The organism is Nostoc sp. (genome assembly GCF_036917575.1).
Classification (GTDB): Bacteria; Cyanobacteriota; Cyanobacteriia; order Cyanobacteriales; family Nostocaceae; genus Nostoc.
The window spans coordinates 1-21659 of sequence record NZ_JBALDC010000045.1 but is presented as its reverse complement, the minus strand read 5'-3'; the positions used below and the strand labels follow the sequence as shown (position 1 = coordinate 21659).

16 protein-coding genes and 1 pseudogene are annotated in these 21659 nt (G+C 40.7%); 7 read left to right on the top strand and 10 right to left on the bottom strand.

What is annotated here, in order from left to right:
• Positions 1–131 precede the first annotated feature (131 nt).
• Together V7K79_RS11765 and V7K79_RS11760 are read right to left on the bottom strand one after the other, a co-directional pair.
• Positions 132–956 (bottom strand): carbonic anhydrase, encoded by an 825-nt coding sequence (locus V7K79_RS11765; RefSeq protein ID WP_335047780.1) that lies wholly within the window; start codon positions 954–956, stop codon positions 132–134.
• 433 nt (positions 957–1389) lie between these two features.
• Positions 1390–1593 carry a hypothetical protein gene (locus tag V7K79_RS11760; protein ID WP_335047778.1) on the bottom strand — a complete coding sequence of 68 codons (204 nt, stop codon included), beginning with the start codon at positions 1591–1593 and terminating at the stop codon, positions 1390–1392.
• Positions 1594–1614: 21 nt separating this feature from the next.
• On the opposite strand from V7K79_RS11760, the gene smc reads away from it, so the two are divergent.
• Together smc and V7K79_RS11750 are read left to right on the top strand one after the other, a co-directional pair.
• Entirely contained in the window at positions 1615–5238 is a 3624-nt protein-coding gene (gene smc / locus V7K79_RS11755) for a chromosome segregation protein SMC (protein WP_335047776.1), read from the top strand.
• 58 nt (positions 5239–5296) lie between these two features.
• Positions 5297–6292, top strand: coding sequence for a PRC-barrel domain-containing protein (locus tag V7K79_RS11750; protein WP_335047774.1), 996 nt, complete (start codon positions 5297–5299; stop codon positions 6290–6292).
• Positions 6293–6416: 124 nt separating this feature from the next.
• On the opposite strand, the gene V7K79_RS11745 is transcribed toward V7K79_RS11750, so the two are convergent.
• The gene (locus V7K79_RS11745) at positions 6417–8384 is read right to left on the bottom strand and encodes a putative bifunctional diguanylate cyclase/phosphodiesterase (RefSeq protein ID WP_335047772.1); all 1968 of its coding nucleotides are present in this window, start codon (positions 8382–8384) and stop codon (positions 6417–6419) included.
• Positions 8385–8625: 241 nt separating this feature from the next.
• On the opposite strand from V7K79_RS11745, the gene V7K79_RS11740 reads away from it, so the two are divergent.
• Positions 8626–10350, top strand: a complete 1725-nt coding sequence (locus V7K79_RS11740) for an ABC transporter ATP-binding protein (RefSeq protein WP_335047770.1) — start codon at positions 8626–8628, stop codon at positions 10348–10350.
• A gap of 80 nt (positions 10351–10430) precedes the next feature.
• Here the strand turns inward: V7K79_RS11740 and V7K79_RS11735 are convergent, their stop codons facing one another.
• The 3 genes and pseudogenes from V7K79_RS11735 to V7K79_RS11725 form a co-directional block, all read right to left on the bottom strand.
• Positions 10431–11909, bottom strand: coding sequence for a protein adenylyltransferase SelO (locus V7K79_RS11735; RefSeq protein ID WP_335047769.1), 1479 nt, complete (start codon positions 11907–11909; stop codon positions 10431–10433).
• Between the two features lie 718 nt (positions 11910–12627).
• Positions 12628–13083, bottom strand: coding sequence for a hypothetical protein (locus tag V7K79_RS11730; RefSeq protein ID WP_335047768.1), 456 nt, complete (start codon positions 13081–13083; stop codon positions 12628–12630).
• A gap of 384 nt (positions 13084–13467) precedes the next feature.
• Positions 13468–14042 (bottom strand): annotated as a pseudogene (locus tag V7K79_RS11725) (GNAT family N-acetyltransferase).
• Positions 14043–14426: 384 nt separating this feature from the next.
• On the opposite strand from V7K79_RS11725, the gene bioB reads away from it, so the two are divergent.
• Complete coding sequence (gene bioB / locus V7K79_RS11720) at positions 14427–15434, top strand: biotin synthase BioB (RefSeq protein WP_335048113.1); 1008 nt, start codon at positions 14427–14429, stop codon at positions 15432–15434.
• A gap of 70 nt (positions 15435–15504) precedes the next feature.
• Here bioB and V7K79_RS11715 read toward each other — a convergent pair whose 3' ends face one another.
• The 3 genes from V7K79_RS11715 to V7K79_RS11705 all read right to left on the bottom strand — a co-directional run bounded on the left by V7K79_RS11715 (position 15505) and on the right by V7K79_RS11705 (position 17501).
• On the bottom strand, positions 15505–16686 hold the full coding sequence (locus tag V7K79_RS11715) for a class I SAM-dependent methyltransferase (RefSeq protein WP_335047767.1): 1182 nt from the start codon (positions 16684–16686) through the stop codon (positions 15505–15507).
• 81 nt (positions 16687–16767) lie between these two features.
• Positions 16768–17097 carry a XisI protein gene (locus tag V7K79_RS11710; RefSeq protein ID WP_335047766.1) on the bottom strand — a complete coding sequence of 110 codons (330 nt, stop codon included), beginning with the start codon at positions 17095–17097 and terminating at the stop codon, positions 16768–16770.
• The gene (locus V7K79_RS11705; protein WP_335047765.1) at positions 17085–17501 is read right to left on the bottom strand and encodes a XisH family protein; all 417 of its coding nucleotides are present in this window, start codon (positions 17499–17501) and stop codon (positions 17085–17087) included. Before V7K79_RS11705 ends, V7K79_RS11710 begins: the two co-directional genes overlap by 13 nt.
• Positions 17502–17753: 252 nt before the next feature.
• Between V7K79_RS11705 and V7K79_RS11700 the strand changes: the two genes are divergently transcribed.
• From V7K79_RS11700 to V7K79_RS11690, 3 genes are read left to right on the top strand one after another with little or no spacing between them, the layout of a single operon-like run.
• Entirely contained in the window at positions 17754–18413 is a 660-nt protein-coding gene (locus V7K79_RS11700; RefSeq protein ID WP_335047763.1) for a vWA domain-containing protein, read from the top strand.
• Positions 18414–18423: 10 nt separating this feature from the next.
• Positions 18424–19197 carry a PP2C family serine/threonine-protein phosphatase gene (locus tag V7K79_RS11695; RefSeq protein ID WP_335047761.1) on the top strand — a complete coding sequence of 258 codons (774 nt, stop codon included), beginning with the start codon at positions 18424–18426 and terminating at the stop codon, positions 19195–19197.
• Between the two features lie 6 nt (positions 19198–19203).
• Complete coding sequence (locus V7K79_RS11690) at positions 19204–20970, top strand: GUN4 domain-containing protein (RefSeq protein WP_335047759.1); 1767 nt, start codon at positions 19204–19206, stop codon at positions 20968–20970.
• Positions 20971–21048: 78 nt separating this feature from the next.
• Here V7K79_RS11690 and V7K79_RS11685 read toward each other — a convergent pair whose 3' ends face one another.
• Positions 21049–21390, bottom strand: coding sequence for a hypothetical protein (locus V7K79_RS11685; protein WP_335047757.1), 342 nt, complete (start codon positions 21388–21390; stop codon positions 21049–21051).
• Positions 21391–21659 lie beyond the last annotated feature (269 nt).

Sequence of the window (21659 nt, the reverse complement as noted above, 5' to 3'; positions counted from 1 at the left end):
ATAAAAGTAAGTAATGGGTAGTTGATATTAATTGAGTAGCTTTATGTAGTGGTTTTTAGTTGAGTAAATAAGGTCAAAGAAATCACCCTCAATCCTATAATAGGATGCTTGAAATTATACTTTTTCATCTCTCAACTTCCATTATTATTTGAACCTCGATAAATTCGCTCCATTTGCTCTGGAGATAGGCGTCTCATTGGAAACCACTCAAATGGAGAAACAGATTGTTTCTCATAAGGTTGAACATCATTCTGCTGGTTTCGAGGAGAACCTACTGTTATGTTAGTATTTGGAGCTTGAGCCTTAAAGGACTCATCTAATTCTAATTCTGCAACCTGACTTTGGGGCAGAACATAAGCGTGCTTCTGGGGATCGTATGCGAAAACTTCTCCTGTTTCAATGTGATAAATCCAAGCATAAATGCTGAGTTCTCCCTGATAAAGCTTAGAGTGAATCACTGGATATGTCCGCAAATTCTCAATTTGAGTAAGAACATTTTCGGCAATCATAATTTCTAGCAATTCTTCTTCGTCGTAGTGGCTGTAGTGGTCTATAACTAGCCTTCGAGTTGCCTCTGCATATTTAAGCCAATCATGTACAAGCGGCATTTCATCGCTGAGATTGTGTAACTTCATTAATCCTTTCATTGCACCGCAATGAGAGTGACCACAAATAATAATTTGGCGAATATCTAAAGCTTGAACAGCATATTCAATTGTCGCACCTTCACCGCCATTACTTGCCCCATAAGGTGGGATGATGTTACCTGCATTCCGAATCACAAATAATTCACCAACTTGGGCTTGTGTAATTAGATTTGGATCGAGACGCGAATCAGAACAGGTAATAAATAAGACCCTGGGCTTTTGACCGTGTGAAAGCTGCTCAAATAATTGTTGATGTGTCGAAAAATAGCTAGATTTAAATTCGCGCAGACCTTTAATTAATCTCTTCATTACTAAGTTCTACAAATATTTGGGGGTTAAGAATCAAATCACAGACAGCAGATTTAAGTAGTAAAGAAGACTTTCTTTCTACGTTTTTCCAATTGTAAAGATTACTATATTATAAATTCATTTGGTGCTTTTAATATCCTTTACCATTTGGTTAAGTTACTTTTTTACCTTGCTGCCCTATGTTCCTTAGCAGGTCACATTACGGTGTAAGAATGTCTTGAGCTTATTTCAAACTAGTTATATCCTAAGATAAAAATGCAACGCTTCGTTGTCACGGTTAACTGACAACGACAGATACAGAAGAGATGATTAAAACTATACCAACTGGTTATCCTTAGCACTTAAACTATTTTGAGATTGTGTCCGGTTGAATAGTTGTAATTAGGACTGACGCAAAGACACGCAAATGTAGAGATTTTTGAATTACAAGTAATCAGTCATACATGATATTATCTGCTCTGGGAAAATTTTGATGATGAGTTTGCGATATCAAAATTTTTGCCCTAAACTGAGCGATCGCCTGCGTTAAGCCTTCGGATAAAGCTTGCAGGTTCACCGCAACGCGTCTACGATCGTGTTCAATTATCGTCTTTACCCTCTTGCGAATTTTTAATAAGTTGATACACTTGTTCTTCATTAGCCCAGGGAACCAGCGCCTATGGTGCACATCAAGCGCGTGGAACTTACGAACTTCAAATCCTTCGGTGGCACTACCTCTGTCCCTTTGCTACCGGGGTGTACTGTCATATCTGGGCCAAATGGTTCGGGTAAGTCTAATATCTTAGATGCACTGCTCTTTTGCCTGGGACTCTCCAGTTCTAAGGGAATGCGAGCCGAACGTTTACCGGATTTGGTAAATAATACTCAAACGGCTAAAGGACGTGCTTCGATTGAGGCTAGCGTCACAGTGACATTTGATTTGTCCGATGAAATCTCACACAAAGATGTAAAGCCACAAAGGGAGGAAGTAGATGAAGAACTGGAGAATTCCCACTCCCCAGTCGCCAGTCGCCAGTCCCCAACTGAATGGAGTGTTACTAGAAGGCTACGAGTAACTCACCAAGGGACTTACACATCGAATTATTATATAAATGGTGTACCTTGCACATTGACAGAATTACACGGAGAACTAAGTAATCTCCGGGTTTATCCTGAAGGCTACAATGTGGTACTGCAAGGGGATGTCACCAGCATTATCTCGATGAATGGGCGGGAACGCCGGGAAATTATTGATGAATTAGCTGGGGTGGCGGCGTTCGATCGCAAAATTATCCAAGCCAAATCAACTTTAGACGAGGTGAAGGAAAAAGAAGATAGCTGTCGGATTATTGAAACGGAATTAACTGCACAGCGCGATCGCCTTTCCCAAGATCGGGCGAAAGCTGAGAAATATCAAAAACTCCGCACGGAATTTCTCGCTAAACAATCTTGGGAAGCTGTTTTATCATGGCGATCGCTACAAGCACAACAAGAAAAGTTAGTTAACGAAATTCAAACAGGCGATCGCAATTTTAGTGAACTCACTACCCAACTCACAAACCTAAATTCCCAAATCGTTGAAAAAACAGATCAACTTGAACAACTCAATGCCCACGTAAAAGCATTGGGAGAAGATGAACTTTTGGCAGTACAATCTACCCTCGCCACCCAAGAAGCAGAACGTAAACAACTCCAGCGTCAGCTAACGGAATTACAAACAGCTTCCCAAGAAACTGCAAAACGTCTAGCTCAAACTCAGCAAGAGATTCAAAAACACCGTCATTCCCTAGAAGAAATTGCCGAAACACAAATTGTAGAGGGGCAATCTATTGTCTATTGTCAGCAACAAAGGGATGAAACACAGCAAGCGCTACAAACTTCCCGCCAAGCCGCAGCAGAAATCGCCTCAGCTTCAGAAGCGTGGGTGCAGCAACAAACGGCATTCAACCGTCAAATTGAAGCTTTACTGCACACTCTAGAACCGCAACGCACCGAACAAGCCCAACTCAGGGAACGCAATAATCAGTTACAGCGGCTGATCCAAGAGCAAACCCAGTTAATTGAACGCGACGAACCGCTATTAGCAGAAAAACAAACTCAGTGTAGTGGAGTTGAAACGGAATTTAACACCTCTAACGAACCCATCCAAAATTTAGCCCAAAATCTCTCAGCTACAGAGCAAGAACTGCAAATCCAACAGGAAACCCAAAAACGGTTACTTTTTGAACAACGAGAAAAACAACGCCAGTTGGATAAAATCGAGGCGCAAGCGCAAGCACAGCAAGAAGTCCAAGGAACCCAAGCTAGTAAAGTTATTTTACAATCAGGAATGCCTGGTGTTTGCGGCTTAGTTGTGCAGTTGGGACTGGTGGAACCCCGCCATCAGCTAGCCTTAGAAATGGCTGCTGGTGGACGCCTGGGACATATTGTGGTGGAAGATGACGGGATCGCCGCAGCCGGGATTGAACTGCTCAAACAAAAACGTGCAGGGAGGGCGACTTTTTTACCACTGAATAAAGTTCACGCTCCCAAATTTACCCAAGATGCAACGCTGCGTTTTGCTAGCGGTTTTGTTAACTATGCTGTTAACTTAGTTGATTGCGATCGCCGTTACAAAGATGTATTCAGCTATGTTTTTGGTAACACGGTAGTTTTTGCCAGCCTAGAGGCGGCGCGGAAAAATTTAGGACTGTATCGCATCGTTACTTTAGACGGGGAACTTCTGGAAACTAGCGGTGCAATGACTGGTGGTAGCAACACCCAGCGTTCAGCGCTGCGGTTTGGTACGGGTGAAGCCGCAGAATCTGATGAAGCGATCGCTTTAAAAAGTCGCTTGGTGGATATTGAGCGAGTTTTAGAGCGTTGTACAGAGGCGATCGCTACTTTGTCAACTAGAACCAAAAAACTGACTCAGGAACTCGCCGAAGCACGTCAAGCACGGCGCGAACAGCAGTTGCAATTGGAACAGTTGCAAAAAGACATTAAGAATTTAACAACGCAATTAGAGGGGACGCGATCGCAACTCGCCCAAAACAGTGAAAAGTTAGCCACTGCTCAATCACGTTTAGAAATTTTAGAGCGGGAATTACCAGGACAAGAAAGCGAATTGCAACAATTGCGACACGTATTAGCAGAGTTAGAAGCATCCCAAACCCCCAGTGAATGGCAACAAATCCAAGCCACAATTAAAATTCAAGAGCAACAATTGCAACAACGAGAGACGGCGTTAAGAGAAGCTGAACAAAGATTAAAAAATTTAGAAAATCAGCAACAACGTTTGCAAGAAAAAATCCAAGAAGCAGAAACGCGCATTGCAGAATACGAAACCCAACAAATCTCTTGTAGAGACGCGATTCATCGCGTCTCCACACAAATCACAACCATAGACGAGCAAATCACCCAAACCCGTTTATCGTTGAGTCAAATGGAGCAAAATTTGGGAGAAGAGAAACAAAAACGCGACGCTACAGAACAAGAAGTGCGATCGCATCTTTTACGCCAACAACAATTGGAATGGGAAATCGAAAAACTCCAAGAAACCCAAGAGAAGCGCCGGGAGGAACTAATTGCACTGCAAACTCAATTACGAGATGTGGGAGCAGAATTACCAAATCCCTTGCCAGAAGTTCCAGATAAAGTAGATTTAGAGGAATTGCAGAAAGAATTGCGATCGCTTACCAAACGCTTACAAGCAATGGAGCCTGTAAATATGCTGGCGTTGGAAGAATATGAACGCACTCAAAACCGTCTCCAAGAACTCACACAAAAATTAGAGACACTGGAAGGGGAACGCACCGAATTACTTTTGCGGATTGAAAACTTTACCACATTGCGACAACTTGCTTTTAAAGAAGCTTTCGATGCCGTCAACGAAAACTTTCAATCAATTTTTGCCGTCCTTTCCGACGGCGACGGCTACCTGCAACTCGAAAATCCCGAAGATCCCTTTAATAGTGGATTGAATTTAGTCGCTCACCCCAAAGGTAAACCCGTACAACGCCTAGCTTCTATGTCTGGGGGAGAAAAATCACTTACAGCCTTAAGCTTTATCTTTTCTCTGCAACGTTACCGCCCATCGCCATTTTACGCCTTTGACGAAGTAGATATGTTTCTAGATGGGGCAAACGTAGAGCGATTAGCTAAAATGATTAAACAACAGTCACAACAAGCGCAATTTATAGTTGTGAGTTTGCGTCGTCCGATGATAGAATCAGCCGAACGCACAATTGGCGTTACTCAAGCACGAGGAGCTTACACTCAAGTTTTGGGGATTAAGTTACAATCATCCAATACATCTGCTTGAGTTTTTGTTAATAATAGTGTATAGACAAACCGGATTCGAGATCAGGACTCGGTATAGAATGACCTCCGAACAGATAATTAGGCGTTCCGACATATTAAATACCCAGGTGATTACCCGCGACAACGGCAAGCGGCTAGGCATCATCAGTCAAGTCTGGGTTGATATCGATCAAAGAGAGGTTGTGGCTCTTGGTTTGCGAGACAGCCTGATCTCCATTTCGGGCATACCGCGCTATATGTACCTCAACAACATCAGCCAGATTGGTGATGTCATCCTGGTTGATAACGAAGATGTCATTGAAGATATTGATGTTGAATCTTTCAGTAATTTAATTAACTGGGAAGTAATTACAGAAACAGGTGAAGTCTTAGGCAAAGTTCGCGGCTTCAAGTTTAACGGCGAGAGTGGGAAGCTTGAATCTATAGTCATTGCTTCTTTAGGATTGCCCCAAATTCCCGACCAATTTTTGAGTACTTACGAGTTCTCAGTCGATGAAATTGTCAGCACTGGCCCCAATCGGTTGATTGTGTTTGAGGGAGCCGAAGAACGAGTAAACCAGTTGACAGTCGGTTTATTAGAGCGCCTGGGTATCGGCAAAGCGCCGTGGGAGCGAGATGTAGAAGAAGAATACGGCTATACTCCACCGCGCCAAGTTGCACCAGCTAATCAACTACCTAGTGGAGTGCCATTGCAGCCACCCAGGCAAAAAGTTCGTGCCCCTGAACCCGTAGCGCGGGAAGAAGAATGGACAGAAGACTATGTGGAAGAAGAAAGGCCACGGCGTCAGGTAATGAAAGCACAGCAGTATGAATCTATTCAATACGAAGAAGATGAGGAAGAAGATAACTGGAGCGAGGCAACAGGCAGCGACAGGTATCAACAACCGCAGCCGCTAAAATATGAAGCCCAGCCCTACAACAAGCCTTATGTTGACGAATACGATGATTATGACGACGTAGAGGGCGATGCTTGGGAAGATGCGCCAAAGCCAGTGAATATTCCTAAGAAAGTCAAGGAAAGACAGCCAGAATACGAAGAAGAAGGCGGATATTAAGTAATTCGTAATTAAATTTTCAGATTTATTTAGCTCTTTCCTTAAAAGTAAGGAGGGGGCTAATTTTTTATCTACCAAAATCTCATCCTGATAAAAGACAGATTTCGCTGTTGCTCTTGGCGGATTACCACTGAGGATTTGCCATAATTAATGTCGCCGCCTCAGAGCTATCTAATGGATGAGAGAAAAAATATCCCTGCCCATATTCACAACTCAAATTTCTTAACATTGCTAGTTGTTCTTCTGTCTCCACTCCTTCAGCAGTCACATCCACACTTAATTTGTGTGCCAATGTAATAATTGTCTGAACGATATCTAAATTTCCATGATCAAAAATGCTCCCGCTAACAAAAGAGCGGTCTATCTTCAACTGATTAATTGGAAAGTGGTGGAGACGACCTAATGAGGAATAGCCCGTACCAAAGTCGTCAATTGCCAACTTAATTCCTAAATTTCTCAGTTGCTTTAGTCTGATAATGGCTTTATCATCGTTCTCCATAATTACGCTTTCTGTAATCTCTAGCGTCAAACTTGGTGCGGAAAGTCCAGTGTCTTGTAGAACTTTGTTGATGTGCGGCAGTAACTTTTCTTCGCTGAATCTAGTACTACAAAGATTGATACTAATACTCAAAGGAGACTCAGGCAGACCCTTAGAGTTAGAAAAGAATTGCTCTTGCCACTGTTGTATCTGACTACATGCCTCATACAAAACCCATTGCTCAATCAGGATAATTAGCCCGGTTTCTTGGGCAGTTGACATGAAATACTCTGGCAAAACAATGCCGTATTTTGGATGTAGCCAACGCACAAGCGCTTCAAAACCAGTTATCCTGCCGCTACTGAGTGACACTATCGGTTGATAATAAACCTGAAACTCTTGAAGCTCGATGGCTCGGCGTAGCTCGTTAACCAACTCCAAGTGTGCCATTGCTTGAATATGCATATCAGTGTTAAAAATCTCATAACACGCCCTACCTTGTGTCTTAGCTCGGTACATGGCAATATCGGCGTCACGCAAGAAATCTTCTGGTTGTTGACAACCTGTTATGCTTAAGGCAATGCCAATACTTGCTGTAGTAGAAACTTCTTGCCCGCCTAAAACTACTGGAAGTGCCAGTTTCTTTTGTATTCGTTTAACAACCGCTACCACTTCTAGTACATCTTTAATTCCCACCAGCAAGATGATAAACTCGTCTCCTCCCAGGCGCGCAGCTATATCTACAGAGCGCAAGCATTCTTGAAGCCTTTGAGCTACGGTAAACAGTAATTGATCTCCCAATGCGTGTCCCAGGCTGTCGTTGATCAACTTAAAGTGATCTAAATCTATAAACAAAACAGCAAACAGATAATCTGAATGCCGTTTGGAATAATCGACCGCATCTTTTAAGCGGTTCATAAATAAAGTGCGGTTTGGCAGGCCCGTCAGTACATCGTGAAGCGCAAGGTGCAGCAGTTGTGACTCGGCTCGTTTACGCTCTGTAATTTCACTCAGCAATTGCTCATTTGCTTTTGCCAGATCCTCTGTACGTTTTGCCACTCGTTCTTGTGCTTGTTTAGCTTCGCTGATATTACGCAGCAACCAACGCCAGCTGACCAACTTTTTTTGTGAGTCATATACTGGAGATGTCCTGATACTAGCAGGAAAGGGCTTATTGAAGCGTGGCTTTAAATCAATTACCCAGTCTTGTATCTGCCGTGGATTATTTATCTGGGAGCGAAAAAACTGCCGATCTTGTTGAGCAATAAACAGAATTAATGGTTTACCTACCAGATATTTTAGGGCCATACAGAACATGGTTGCTGCTACATTGTTAGCCTCTAGGATCTTTCCTGTGGCATCAGTTACTAAGTAAGCATCTGGCGCAAAATCGAATAATTCTTGGTAACGCTGGCGTTCTTTCTCTACTGCTACTCTTGTTTCCTCTAACTCCTCAGAGGCAGCTAATAGTTCTTCTACTGCTATTTGGAGTTCATCGAAAGCCTCTATTATTAGCTCTTGGTGTGAGTTCGGTTGAGTTGCAGTGCGCTGCCATATTCCCCTTACCCGCGATCGCAACTCCTCTATCTGCTGGTCAAAGTTATTTACATCCATGTTGCTCAACCTGCAAAACTATGAAGCGTGGCTGTAAGCAATACTCAAATCTTAATACAAGTATTAATAAATACTAAAAAACTAGCATCTATAAGAAGATATACTTTTAGTACTTAAACTAGTTATTTGTGTAACATTCTTTTGAATTTAATACTACAACAGTTTGTAACTAATTGGTGAACTGTTCAGAAACTCGCCAAAAGCTGTTAGCGTCAAACAATATTGTTGTGGATCTTCAAGCTTGAAAACCCGTTCTAATTACTGGCAACTACTGCCTTATATCCGGCTCCAGTGGCAAACCATTACCAAGGGACTTATTGGTATATCAGGATACGTACTGGCGACTTTAGTATTAATTAATCTCGCTGGGAAATTGGCAACTCCCTTTGCCCAAGGTAATGTAGTCGCGATCGCTCAAATAACTGGCAGTTGTGCCTTAGTATTTCTGGTGAGAGGCTTATTTCAATCTATACAAGATATGTACATGGCAAAAGCAGCTTTAAGAGTTGCTTTTCATCTTCGCCAGCAAGTATACGCTCATCTCCAAAAGCTCAATCTCAGCTATTTTGAAACGGCAAAAGCAGGTGATTTATCTTATCGCCTTACCGAAGATGTTGACCGCGTTGGCGAAGTCGTAAATAAAGGATTTCACGACTTTATCCCCTGCATTTTGCAGTTGCTAGCAATTCCTATTTACATGATTTACTTGAATTGGCAACTGACACTAGCAACACTGATAGTTGCACCATTAATAGGTATTTTAGTCAGTTGGTTTGGTGAACGCTTACGCAAATATTCCTTAAAAAGTCAAAATCGCGTGTCGGGTTTATCAGCCATCCTTGCGGAAGTTTTCAACGGTATTCGTTTAGTACAGGCTTTTGCTGCCGAAAATTACGAAATTGCTCGCTTTGGTCATGAAGCAGAACGCAGTCTCAAAGCAAAATACTCAGCCGAACGTCTAAAAGCAATTCAAATTCCGATTATCGGATTTCTGGAAGCTTTAAGTGCCTTATTGTTACTGATTGTAGGAGCGTGGCAGATTTCCCAAGGCCACTTGACAGTGGCAAATTTTTTTAGTTATCTGGCGGCGGCGGCGCTGTTAATTGATCCCATTGGTCACACTACTAATAATTACAATGAATTTAAGCAGGGTGAAGCATCTGTTGACCGCGTTTTTGAATTGATGGCAATTCAGCCAACGGTGATCGAAAAGATAAATGCGATCGCTCTTTCTCCAGTCAATGGCAAAGTAGAATATCGTCATATTTCTTTTGCCTATAAACCGGGCGAACCTGTTTTAAAAGATATCAGTTTATTAGTATCGCCAGGTGAAGCGATCGCTCTTGTGGGTGCTTCTGGTGCTGGAAAAACTACATTTGTGAATCTCTTACCCCGTTTTTACGATCCTGAAGTTGGTCAAATCTTCATTGACGATGTTGATATTCGGGATGTGAAGTTACATAGTCTGCGGCGACAAATTGGGATTGTTCCTCAAGAAACCATTATGTTTTCGGGGACAATTGCCCAAAATATCGCCTTTGGACAAGATATTTTTGACATAAAAGCAGTTAAAGAGGCGGCGAAAATTGCGAATGCCCATCAGTTTATTAGCCAACTACCAGAAGGTTATAAGACTTGGGTAGGCGAACGTGGGGTAAACTTATCTGGTGGACAAAGACAAAGAATTGCGATCGCTCGTGCTGTTTTGCTCAATCCCCGAATATTGATTCTCGATGAGGCGACATCAGCATTAGATTCCGAATCAGAAGCATTGGTACAGGAAGCGCTGCAAAGATTGATGGAAAAACGAACGGTGTTTATTATTGCTCACCGTTTATCAACAGTTAAGAGGTGCGATCGTATTTTAGTTCTCGAACAGGGTCAAATTGTCGAATCGGGAACCCATGAAGAATTATTAGCCCTAGAGCGTCGCTATGCGCGGTTTTATGCCCAGCAGTTTAGTTAAAGACAGGGGAGTAGGGGAGAAGAGGAAAAGTTGCAGTAAGTTTTTCCCCTCTGCCTCTCGTGCCCAATCCCCCTCATTAACTATTTCCTAGACTGAATTGCCTCGATCAACTCATAAAAAGGTTGCCAATTATCTTCTTGGGCAATTGCTTCCCAAACAGATTCAATCACAGGTCTTGATAATACTGTTTTCGGATTATTAACAGCTAGAGTTTGAGCAATTTCATCGGTGCGTAGGCGTAGCCCGTCGTAGGCATCACTATCAAAATCGTTCAAAATTTGATGATATAGTATGCACCAATCATCAAATATTCCAGATGCACCCGGTACTGGCACAATATCTGAATTATCCATTACAAAACCTGGTTCATCTCGCCATTTCGATGAAAAAGTACGAGCCATCTCATAAAAAAATTGGTGATAACCAACTTGGCTATCTTTCAAAAATTCAATCGTTAGATTCAACAGTTCCAAAGCTTGTGGATGTGACAGCTCCTCAAAACCTAACTTTTTCAACATCAAAGAACTGTATTCCGCTTCATAATACTCATCAAATCGAGCTAATCCAGCTTCCATTGCACCTTTATCAATAATTGCCTTTAAAGGTTCTTGGAGCATTTGTAAGTTTAGATGACAAATACTTGGTTGATTCCCGTAACAGTAGCGTCCATAATAGTCAAAATATGCAGCGATAAAGGATGGGTTAAAACTCGGAATAAATGCGTAAGGCCCATAGTCAAAACTTTCTCCAGTAATCGACATATTGTCAGTATTTAGGACTGCATGACAAAAGCCAGCCGCCATCCACTGGGCTACTAATTCTGCAACCCGTTTAACTAATTCGGCGTAAAACAGGGCATATTTATCTTCTTCACCATTTAAGTGTTGATAATACTGCTCAATTACGTGGTCTAACAGCTTCTTAGTCAAATCTGGACGCTGGAAATAGTGCAGCCGCTCAAAAGTGCCAAATCGAATATGAGAACTGCTCATTCTAATCATCACAGCTGAACGGGTAGGCGAAGGTTCATCACCCCGCCAGAGGGGTAAACCTGTTTCAATCATGCTCAGACAGCGCGAGGTACGTACACCCAAGTAGCGCAGTGCTTCCGCAGCCAGAACTTCCCGCATCCCACCTTTGAGCGTGAGCATACCATCGCCACCACGGGAGTAGGGTGTTCTGCCAGAACCTTTAGTGCCAAAATCGTATAATTCGCCATCATTGGCGCGTACTTGCCCGTAGAGAAAGCCTCTACCATCACCCAACTGTCCGTTATATTCACCAAATTGATAGCCGTGGTAGCGTAGAGCCAACAAGGGTTTGCGTCCCTGAAATTGACCAAAGGCTCTGATGAAATCTTCGTCTTTGACTACTTGAGGGTCTAGACCGAAACGGGGCAATAGTTCATCGTTACGCCAACGCAGGAGGTGTTGGGGAAATTCAGCTGCTGCAACCTCATCGTAGTAGTCACCACCTAGAGATTCTAAGGCAGTTTCGTAGTTGAGGGTGAGAAAAGGATTGCTAGAATTCTTGTCGTTTGGAGTTTCAGCCAGAGTCATTACGAGCAAAGCTAATTCATTCTTCCTTTAATACTACCTCTGGCTTCAGCATCATCAGCATAGACACAAAAAGCGATCCATATTTAAAATATGGCAGCGCTGCGATCAAAATCGCGAGCGCTTCAGGAGGTAGAAGAAGTAAGCCACCTTGAAAAACATGGAATTGAAGCAAGAACGAAACATCCAGGACTTACGCAACTGGCACAAAGCGCGGCGTGGGCAGGTAGACAAGGGCAAACACATCTGAACATCACTTGCGCGGGGGTAGTGTAAGGAATGCTAACCAGGCATTATGACAGACAGGCGATCGCTATCTTGCAGGAAATTACAACGATCTCTCTCGGCTCGATACCAGATTGGTATATAAATACTAATTTAACAATCGCACTGTGCTAGTTGCGTAAGTTCTAACATCCTACAGTGGGCTTCTCCTCTTCTGCCAAAAGCAGAGGCTATGCGAACGCAGAGCATTTCGTAAAGAACGGAGAAGACCGCACTGACCCACTTGTATTTTATGATACTTTCTAACCGATACAATTCTTTTTTTAAATTGACTAATGACCCAAAACTAAAGTTTTCATTTATAATTATTTCCTCCTGCCCTCTTTTAAAATAAATAAAGTTTTGCATATTAAAAAAATAAGACTGGCTCAACGGAAGTTTGGATAAAATCCACCAGTCTTACAAAACTTAAACTTAATGAAATAAAACTGATTTTTTATTTTGTAATTGGTTGTGATGTTGGCGAAGTAATTTCTACTGATTTTGATGTTGTTTGTGATACTTGTGAAGCAAGAATTTTTTTCACTTGTAGGTTATAAGTTTGCAAAATTGATTGAACTTGTTTCTGTTGATTTTGATTCAGATCCAAAGATTTTAAAACTATTCTGATTCTCTGACGGGATTGTAATGCCGCCTTAAATTTAGTATCTTGGGACGGGTTTAATAGAGCCTCAATATCTTTATCTCTTTGCTGGCGAGCCATTTGGATTTGTAGGCGCTGTTGATTTGTGAGTTTGATTGCCTTGTGTGATGTAGCACTAGTCTGAGGTTTTAAGACTGGTGTAGTAGTGGGATTTGGGACTGGTGCTGCGAAGACAACTCCATTTAAGATGGTAGCAAAAGCGAAGATAGTAGAAAAGACAGATAAGCGCTTTATAGAATTAATGAGCATTTTCAAAAACTCCCCAACTATTTAATAAAATTGGACACATCGGTTAAAGCTAACCTTAATAACTAAGCCTGGTAGTTAACAAATATTACTATTGCATTTGCTTGTGGAGTTGTTGTGTAGTTATTATGAATTTGCTATGAATTTTGAGATATTTACAATTGATATGTCAAATTCATTATTAGGTAGATATATAATATTATATATAGGTATATAAATGGGTATGTTTCACTGAATATCAAAAAGTGTGTGAATTCATTTTAAGTCTAACTCACTTATATAAATTGTCTAAATAAAATTTATAATTAGCAAGTATAAATTAGTTGTTTTTTCAACAGATATAGTCGATAATTAAAATAGTAAATTAATAAAAAATCTCAGTGTCTCTTAAAAATCGGGTGCTTTCCAATCAGGATTTGTAAGACTTGTCAAAATATGATCTTCCCATTGACCATTAATTAACAAATAGTCTCTAGCATATCCTTCAATAACAAAACCGAGTCTTTTGAGTACATTGCCACTGCGCCGATTATGAGGCATATAATTAGCCATGACTCGGTGAAAATTTAACTCTTGAAATAAATATTGAGTTGCATACTTTAAACCCTCTGTCATATATCCTTTACCTTGTTTATTTTCAGCAAGACTATATCCCACATAGCAAAAATGAGCGGCTCCTCGGACAAAATTACTAAAATTAACCGTTCCAATAACTACGGTAGGATTTTTTTTGGTAAAAACAAATAGTTTTAATGATTGCCCATTGATAAATTCTAGAAAACTATTCTCTATCTGATATTGCCAATATTCTTCAGTGAAAAACCATCAGTCCAAAGAGGGTAAAATGGAGTGAGATAAGTTTTGTTATTAATAAAATATTTGAGAATTTGGGGTATATCTTCATGGATCGCTGCTCGTAATAACAGGCGATCGCTTGCAATTATTGGCAGTTCTGATATCATAAATTACTTAATCAAGGGGATCTCTTCCTAAAACACTCTTTAAATCTTATAAATTCTCTCATAACCTGCGGTTTAGCAGCAGTTAATTTAGCTGTCTGATCATTACGACTTACGTAAGTGTCATCGCTTTTTCATAAAGTTTGTTAATAATTAAGGGTCAATAATCCCCAATCTATGAGTATTTTTGCTCTTAATCTGCCATTCAACCAAAATCTTGATAAGCTGATGTCTAATATCTAGAGCGTAAGGATTGAGAGCCAATGGATGATAAAACACAGTGCGGGGCATAACTTCGATAAAATCGCTTTGCTCAAACGCTGTACCACAGCAGATTCAAGTAAAAAATAGCTCTTGATTAACCCAGTCTACAAGAAGGATAGTGATGTGGTGGGAATACGCTACGATTGGCAGGAATTAGAGATTAGGGCGATATACAACACGCCTTTGCTAGAGCTTATTTATCAAGCTGCTAGCGTGCATCGCCAATATCATGACCCAACAAAGATACAAGTTTGCAAGCTCATATCGATTAAAACGGGAGGTTGTCCAGAGGATTGTAGCTACTGCGCCCAATCTTCCCGCTATAAAACAGAGGTAAAGGCGCAAGCACTCCTAGAAAAAGAAACAGTAGTTAACATCGCCCAAAAAGCTAAAGAAACTGGTGTTAGTCGCATTTGTATGGGTGCTGCTTGGCGCGAAGTGCGGGATAACTCACAATTTGAGGAAGTCCTAGAAATGGTCAAGGATGTGACTGCAATGGGTTTAGAAGTGTGCTGCACTCTAGGTATGTTGACGGCAAATCAGGCTAGGAAATTAGAAGAAGCGGGACTTTACGCCTACAACCATAACTTAGATACCTCGCAGGAATATTACAGCACAATTATTACCACAAGGACATATAGCGATCGCTTAAATACAATTGAGAATGTCCGTCAGACAAATGTTACTGTATGTTCAGGCGGTATCCTTGGTTTAGGCGAAACTATCGATGACCGGGTTGGGATGTTACAAACTCTGGCAAACTTACATCCCCATCCAGAATCCGTACCAATTAATATTCTTTCCCAAGTACCCGGCACACCCTTAGAAAATCAGCCTGATGTTCCCATTTGGGATATTGTGCGGATGATTGCCACAGCCAGAATTTTAATGCCAACTTCCGATGTGCGTCTTAGTGCCGGAAGGGCGAGACTTTCTCAAGTTGAGCAAGCTTTCTGCTTTATGGCAGGAGCTAATTCTATCTTTTCCAGCGACGACAACAAGATGTTGACAGTAACAACTCCTTGTCCCGATTACGATACTGACCGAGAAATGCTGAATTTACTTGGTTTGGGAATGCGTCCGCCTTCCCAAAGACAAGAAAAGGTAGCAAGTCCAGCTGTTGTTGGATAAATATCTGATTGTGGGATAGCCGAAACGCTCATCCCACAATAAATAATTGGATATTTTTTACTTGAATTCCCTAAGCAGGTGTCAATAAAATCAACTGCTGTTGCAAAAGGGTTCTTACCCTATCTAATCCCAGTTCTACATTTGTCAATATCTCTGCAACTGTGGAATTAGCATTACATCTTTGCAGAAACTCAAACTCTGCTACAGATAAATTAACAATTTGGTAATCGTAATTAAAAAAACATTGACTGGGAAATCCCTCAATGCAAGGATTCAGTTCGGGAATTGCTGCCAGTAAAGTGTTATCCTCTGACCAGTCAGCTTTGATTAAAGGAGGACGACCGAGGAAAAATTCGTAATGAGTTACTTCTGGGTCTAATAATTCTATCAGGCGATAAAGCTGGCGATCGCTCAATTGTTTTGCCCGTTCTACTAACTCTGGTGCTTTAGCCAAAAGTCTCTCTAAATCCCAGAAACTCGGATTTGAGAAACAAATAAATTCCAATCCCGAAGCATCGATTAATTCAAACAGCGTCTCAATGTTGTAATCAATTTCTTGGGGATGAACGTACATATCAGCAAAGTATTCATCCTTGTTGTTTTCTAGTGACCAACGTTGTTTATCGTATTTGACAATTCGGTTATTTTCTGGTAGTGAAGCGAATATTTGTCGCCCGACTTGGACACCATCGCGGTAGTCGCCTTTTTTGTCACCTTGAATAAGTGCGATCGCTTTTTGCATCAGTTGAATTTCCCAACGCCCCAACTCTCCATACACAAAAATGTGCATCAAGCCGCCTGGGGCTAACTTCTTCGCCAAAGCTTGAATACCGCGAATGGGATCGAGGGTATGATGCAAAACGCCAACACAGTTAATTAAATCAAACTCACCCGGTAACTGTTCCACGTCAAACAAACTGAGGTGATGAAATTCAACACGGTTCGCTCCAGAACGCTGACAACGTTCTTTGGCCACAGCTAAAGCAGCAGTACTGAGGTCAATTCCCACAACAGAAGCTTGAGGATTGAGGTGAACCAAGTACTCTGTACCCACACCAGTACCGCAACCTGCATCTAAAATCTGAATATCTTGCCTTTGGGGTTTTTGACCTGTGCAGAAGTTATGAGCAGCTAGCCAATTCCAGCGCCAGTTGTAGCCTGGAGGTGGTTCATCCAACAGGGCTTCTGGCGGAAAGGGGTAAGTATTGTAGAGTTTGGCAACAGCAGCACTAACGGTTTGAGAATCGGACATGATGAGGAATAACGCAGCATTTCTGAGTTTAGCGGATAGTGGCTGATTAAAGCAAAGATTACTATGCTTATTTACTGCTACTTATCCAACAGAAAAGTCCGTAAATTTGCGTTTATAAGGAGCATGAAATCCTAATACAATATCTTCTTTAGGTACACCAGCCGCAATTAATTCATTAGCGATACCGATTTCTGTACCATCTCTTTGTATCCAAATTTTTTTGTCTTTGATATCAACATGAATGATAACTCCATAAATTCTACGTTGTTCTTTCCAGCCAATATTTAAAACTTGATAATGATGGCGTTCTGCATCAAACAAAAATTGAACCTCTGTACCATTAGCTACGTCATTAGCAGAATGTTTGTTTAAAATATCTTGAATAATTTGAGAGTAATTTATTCCTTCCATAAAACAATGTTCTGATTTAAATAATTAAATATTAAAAGTTTAATTTGATATTCTTTTAAAGAATCTTGAATAAATTGACGTGAGAAAAAGTCTTGGTATGTATCTTGGCTAATAGCTAGATATAAAATACGTTTTGGTTCTTCTTTTTTTAATGCTAGCCGATAATTCAAGGTTTGACCTAAAGCGAGATGAAATTCCGTTACTTCAGATGCACCTACAAACGATTTAATTTCTACAGCTATTTTTTGACCTTGTTTTTGTGCTGCTAATAGTCTTTCTGCTCCTAAATCCACAAAAAATTCAATGTCATCAACTTTGAGATGCAGAGGATCATGGGTAATCATCCAACCATCTTTTTCTAAAGCAGTGCGGACAGATTGATGGAATATATCTTTAGAAGGCATAGGTATCGTAAAGTCTGGCAACAGCAGCGCTAATAGTTTGGAAGTCTGACATTTCAGGAGGAATATTGCAGCAATTCTGAGTTTAGCGAATGCGGAACACTTTAGGTAGACAAATAATTGCGATCGCCATCAGCCCGTACATTTTAAGTAGGGAAGTTATTTCAGTAAAAACACTACTGTTTAAGTATTTATTAGCTAATAAAATCTAATGGATATATTTTGTATAATTATTTACTTAATTGGGAGTATCAAATGGCTGTAGGATTCCCTGAATTTGTTGAAAATCCAGAAAATCGTTGCCCAGTAATTCTCTTACTCGATACTTCTGGTTCTATGTCAGGTCAGCCTATCCAAGAGTTAAATCGAGGACTTGCTGCTTTCAAAGCAGATGTAGTAAAAGATTCCCAAGCATCGCTGAGTGTGGAAGTTGCGATGATTACATTTGGCCCCATAGTTAAGCTGATACAAGACTTTGTGACGATTGACCAATTTACACCGCCTACATTGGAAGTAGATGGTTTAACCCCAATGGGTGGGGCGATTGAGTATGCTTTGGATTTTCTAGAAAACCGCAAACAGACTTACAAAGACAACGGTATTCTTTATTATCGCCCTTGGGTGTTTTTAATTACAGACGGAGCGCCAAATGACTCCTGGCAGTTAGCCGCGCAAAGGTTGAGAGAAGCAGAAACACAAAGCCGACTGTCATTTTTCGCGGTTGGTGTAAAGGATGCTGATATGAATATCCTCAAACAAATTTCCCCTCCTCAACGTCCACCAGTTACATTAAATGGCTTAGATTTTCGCGAGCTGTTTGTCTGGCTTTCTGCTTCGGTGAAACGTGTTTCTAGTGGCAAAGTAGGGCAAGCTGTAGCTTTACCAGCTATGGGATGGGGTCAAATTACTAGTTAGAGGAAATTTTGTGAATTGGAAAGCTGTTGTACGTTACGCGATTGGAACAAGTCATCAAAACCAGGAGATAGATTGTCAAGATTATGGGGATTATCGCATCTTTAATGATGTGATTGTAGGCGCTGTTGCTGATGGCGCTGGTAGTGCTAAACATTCTGATATTGGTTCTAAGTTGGCGGTAGAAAAGGTACTCAAATGCTTTTCTGATATTAATGAATCTCCTCAGAAGCAAGCTTTTTCTCAACCACTGGCTAAAGAAGAAGCTGAGAAAGTCTTTTCTAAGATTGTGAACCAAGTCATTACAGAATTACAAAAGCAAGCAGATGAAAGAGATTGTTCTATCAATGATTTAGCTTGTACTTTATTGGTTTTTGTGGCAACCCCTGACTGCGTTGCAGCTATGCAAATCGGCGATGGATTTATTGTGCTGCGTTCCGAAAACTCAGAATATCAACTGTTGTTTCAACCAGATAAAGGTGAATTTGCTAATGAGACAACTTTTATCACCTCAACAAATGCACTAAAAGAAATGCAGGTAGAGGTTATTTCCCAAAAACAAGAGTTTATTTGTGCTTCCACTGATGGACTAGAAAAAGTAGCAATTCGTTTGAGTGACTGGAAACCCTTCCCACCTTTTTTTAAACCTTTGGAGGAATACTTACACGAACCTGTTAATCCAGAGGATGAAGATAAATATCTGATGGAATTTCTTAACTCGGAACGGCTAAATTCTCGCACTGACGATGATAAAACTTTACTTTTGTGCTTGTTTGATAGAGAGTAAAATTCGATGACAGTTCTCACTTGTACCAGTACGAGTCAATCGATTACTCTGCTGGGTGAACCTAAAATTAGTGGAGAAGCAAAGGTTTGGCGAACTAATCGCAATGGTTACTTAGCGAAAATTTATCACGACCAAAAACCTGAGCGCGTGCAAAAGTTGGCGGTGATGATAGCGCACCGACCCAAAGAGCCAAACTCTCACCTCAATCATATTTCTTTTGCTTGGCCTAAGTCGGTACTGAAAGACACTCAGGGTGATTGTGTGGGCTTTTTGATGCCGGAAATAAAGGAAGCAAAAGAACTTATTGATGTATATAACACCCAGCGTCGTAAGACTTTAAAACTTGAGGTTGATTGGCGTTTTTTGCACACAACAGCGTTGAATATCGCCTCAATTATTGAAGCAATTCACACTTCTGGCTATGTTTTGGGTGACATCAAGCCGCAAAATATTCTTGTTAATGATCGCGCCTTACCTTCAATAATTGATACTGATTCTTTTCAGGTTCGGAATCCGAAAAATAATAAGGTTTATCGTTGTCTAGTTGGTTCAGAGGGCTATACACCACCGGAACTGATTGATAAAGATTTTTCTAACATTGATCAAACGGAAGTACACGATCGCTTTCGGTTAGCAGTCATTATCTATCAGTTGTTGTTTGGTGGTGAAAGTCCTTTTGCAGGAAAGTGGATAGGCGCAGGTGAAACTCCACAAAATAATGAACTTATACGTCAGGGTTTATGGCTGTATGCACCAAACAGTTTGATTCAACCTGTAGAAAGGATAATTCCTCTTGAGATTGTTCACCCAGAGGTTCAGCGATGTTTTCTCAAATGCTTTAACGATGGTTATAAAAATTCTAGCTTGCGCCCAACTGCTGGGGATTGGGTAAAGGCGCTCAGACTTGCTGTTAATGAGTTAACTATCTGTGGAAAGGTAGATAGCCACTATTACAGCCGAACTTATGGTAAGTGTTATTGGTGCGATCGCACGATAAAACTTGGTACTGATATATTTCCTGGGTTTGTTAGACCAAAACAAGCTGCTGTTGTTGAATCAACCAATATTTGGCAGGTTGCCTCATTAAGCAATACAGCTACTTCATCATCAATTAAGCCAACTCAATCTCAAGTTTCGCAAACTAATCAGTCTACAAATTTATCTAAACCTTCGCGTCGTCGTTTTCTACAAGTTCTAGGGTTAGCAGGTGTTGGATTTGGGTTCGTAATGGCTAGACAAAGCGTTTTTGATAGAGAGAACCCATCCCCTAATCCCGTCTCTACAACTGGGGAGGGCGTTCCCACAATTGCGGAGGTAGAACTGAAATCCTCAGTGGGAATGGACTATACCGGACTGCGTGACTATCTTGCAACAGGAAAATGGAAAGAAGCAGATGAAGAAACAGCGCGAGTGATGTTAGTGGTAGCGAAACCGGATAATGAAGGGTACTTGAGTGTTAAAGATATCGATAATTTTCCTTGTCAAGACCTCAGCACTATTGACCAATTGTGGCTTAAATACAGTGATGAACGGTTTGGTTTTTCTGTCCAAAAGCTCATTTATCAAAGTTTAGGAGGAACGAATCAGTACAATTCAGAAATTTGGGGAGCGTTTTGTGACACCGTAGGATGGAGGAAAGGAGCAAACTGGTTGTATGAAAAAGATATTACTTTTGATAATACAGAACCACAAGGTCACCTACCTTATTTTCGTACTGGATATAATATTATTATTCTCTTCTCTACTATCGAAAATTGTACAGCTAGAACATAACATTGAGTCGTCCCACCAGTTGTTCTGTTGCTGTAATAATAGTAATAACAATATTTTAAGGATTAAATTTCATAATACTTACTTTGTCTCATTCTCCAAGTCAACTTGACTTCGTTCAGCTTCTATGTATTCCACTGTCTCAGCAAAAAGAGGGTTATTTTTGTGCATTCCCGAAAAATTCATCCAAGGATGTTCGGTTTGGGGAAGCTCAATTTCCAAAGTCACTATTTCTGGTTTCTGCTCTTGTAAAAGTTGAATTAGTTTCTCTAATGCTTCTTCTTTAGTCACACCAGAACCTTTAAAATCTGGCAAGCCTAGCACTATTGCACTAACTTCGCCATTTTGTTGATTTTCAATCAGCACATCATAAGTTAACTTAGGTGCAGTTGTTAAATGCGCAGTTTTTACAGTTAAATTCATAATATTTTGAAAATTGAAGTTTTATATTGATTATAACTGCTGATCTACTTGCTGCTAACCTTTAATTCCTAATGAAGCTGAAGCTCTCAAATTAGCAGCACGCTTTGTGCTTACTACAAATTTTTAATTGTTTATACTGCCTTACTTAATATATGGTTTGATTTTTATCATATTTAGGACTTACGCATTGACAGAAAGAATGACCTATGGGTCTAGATGATGCCATCACTGCTAAGGTTTGCAAAAATATGCTCACGTACAACTAACGT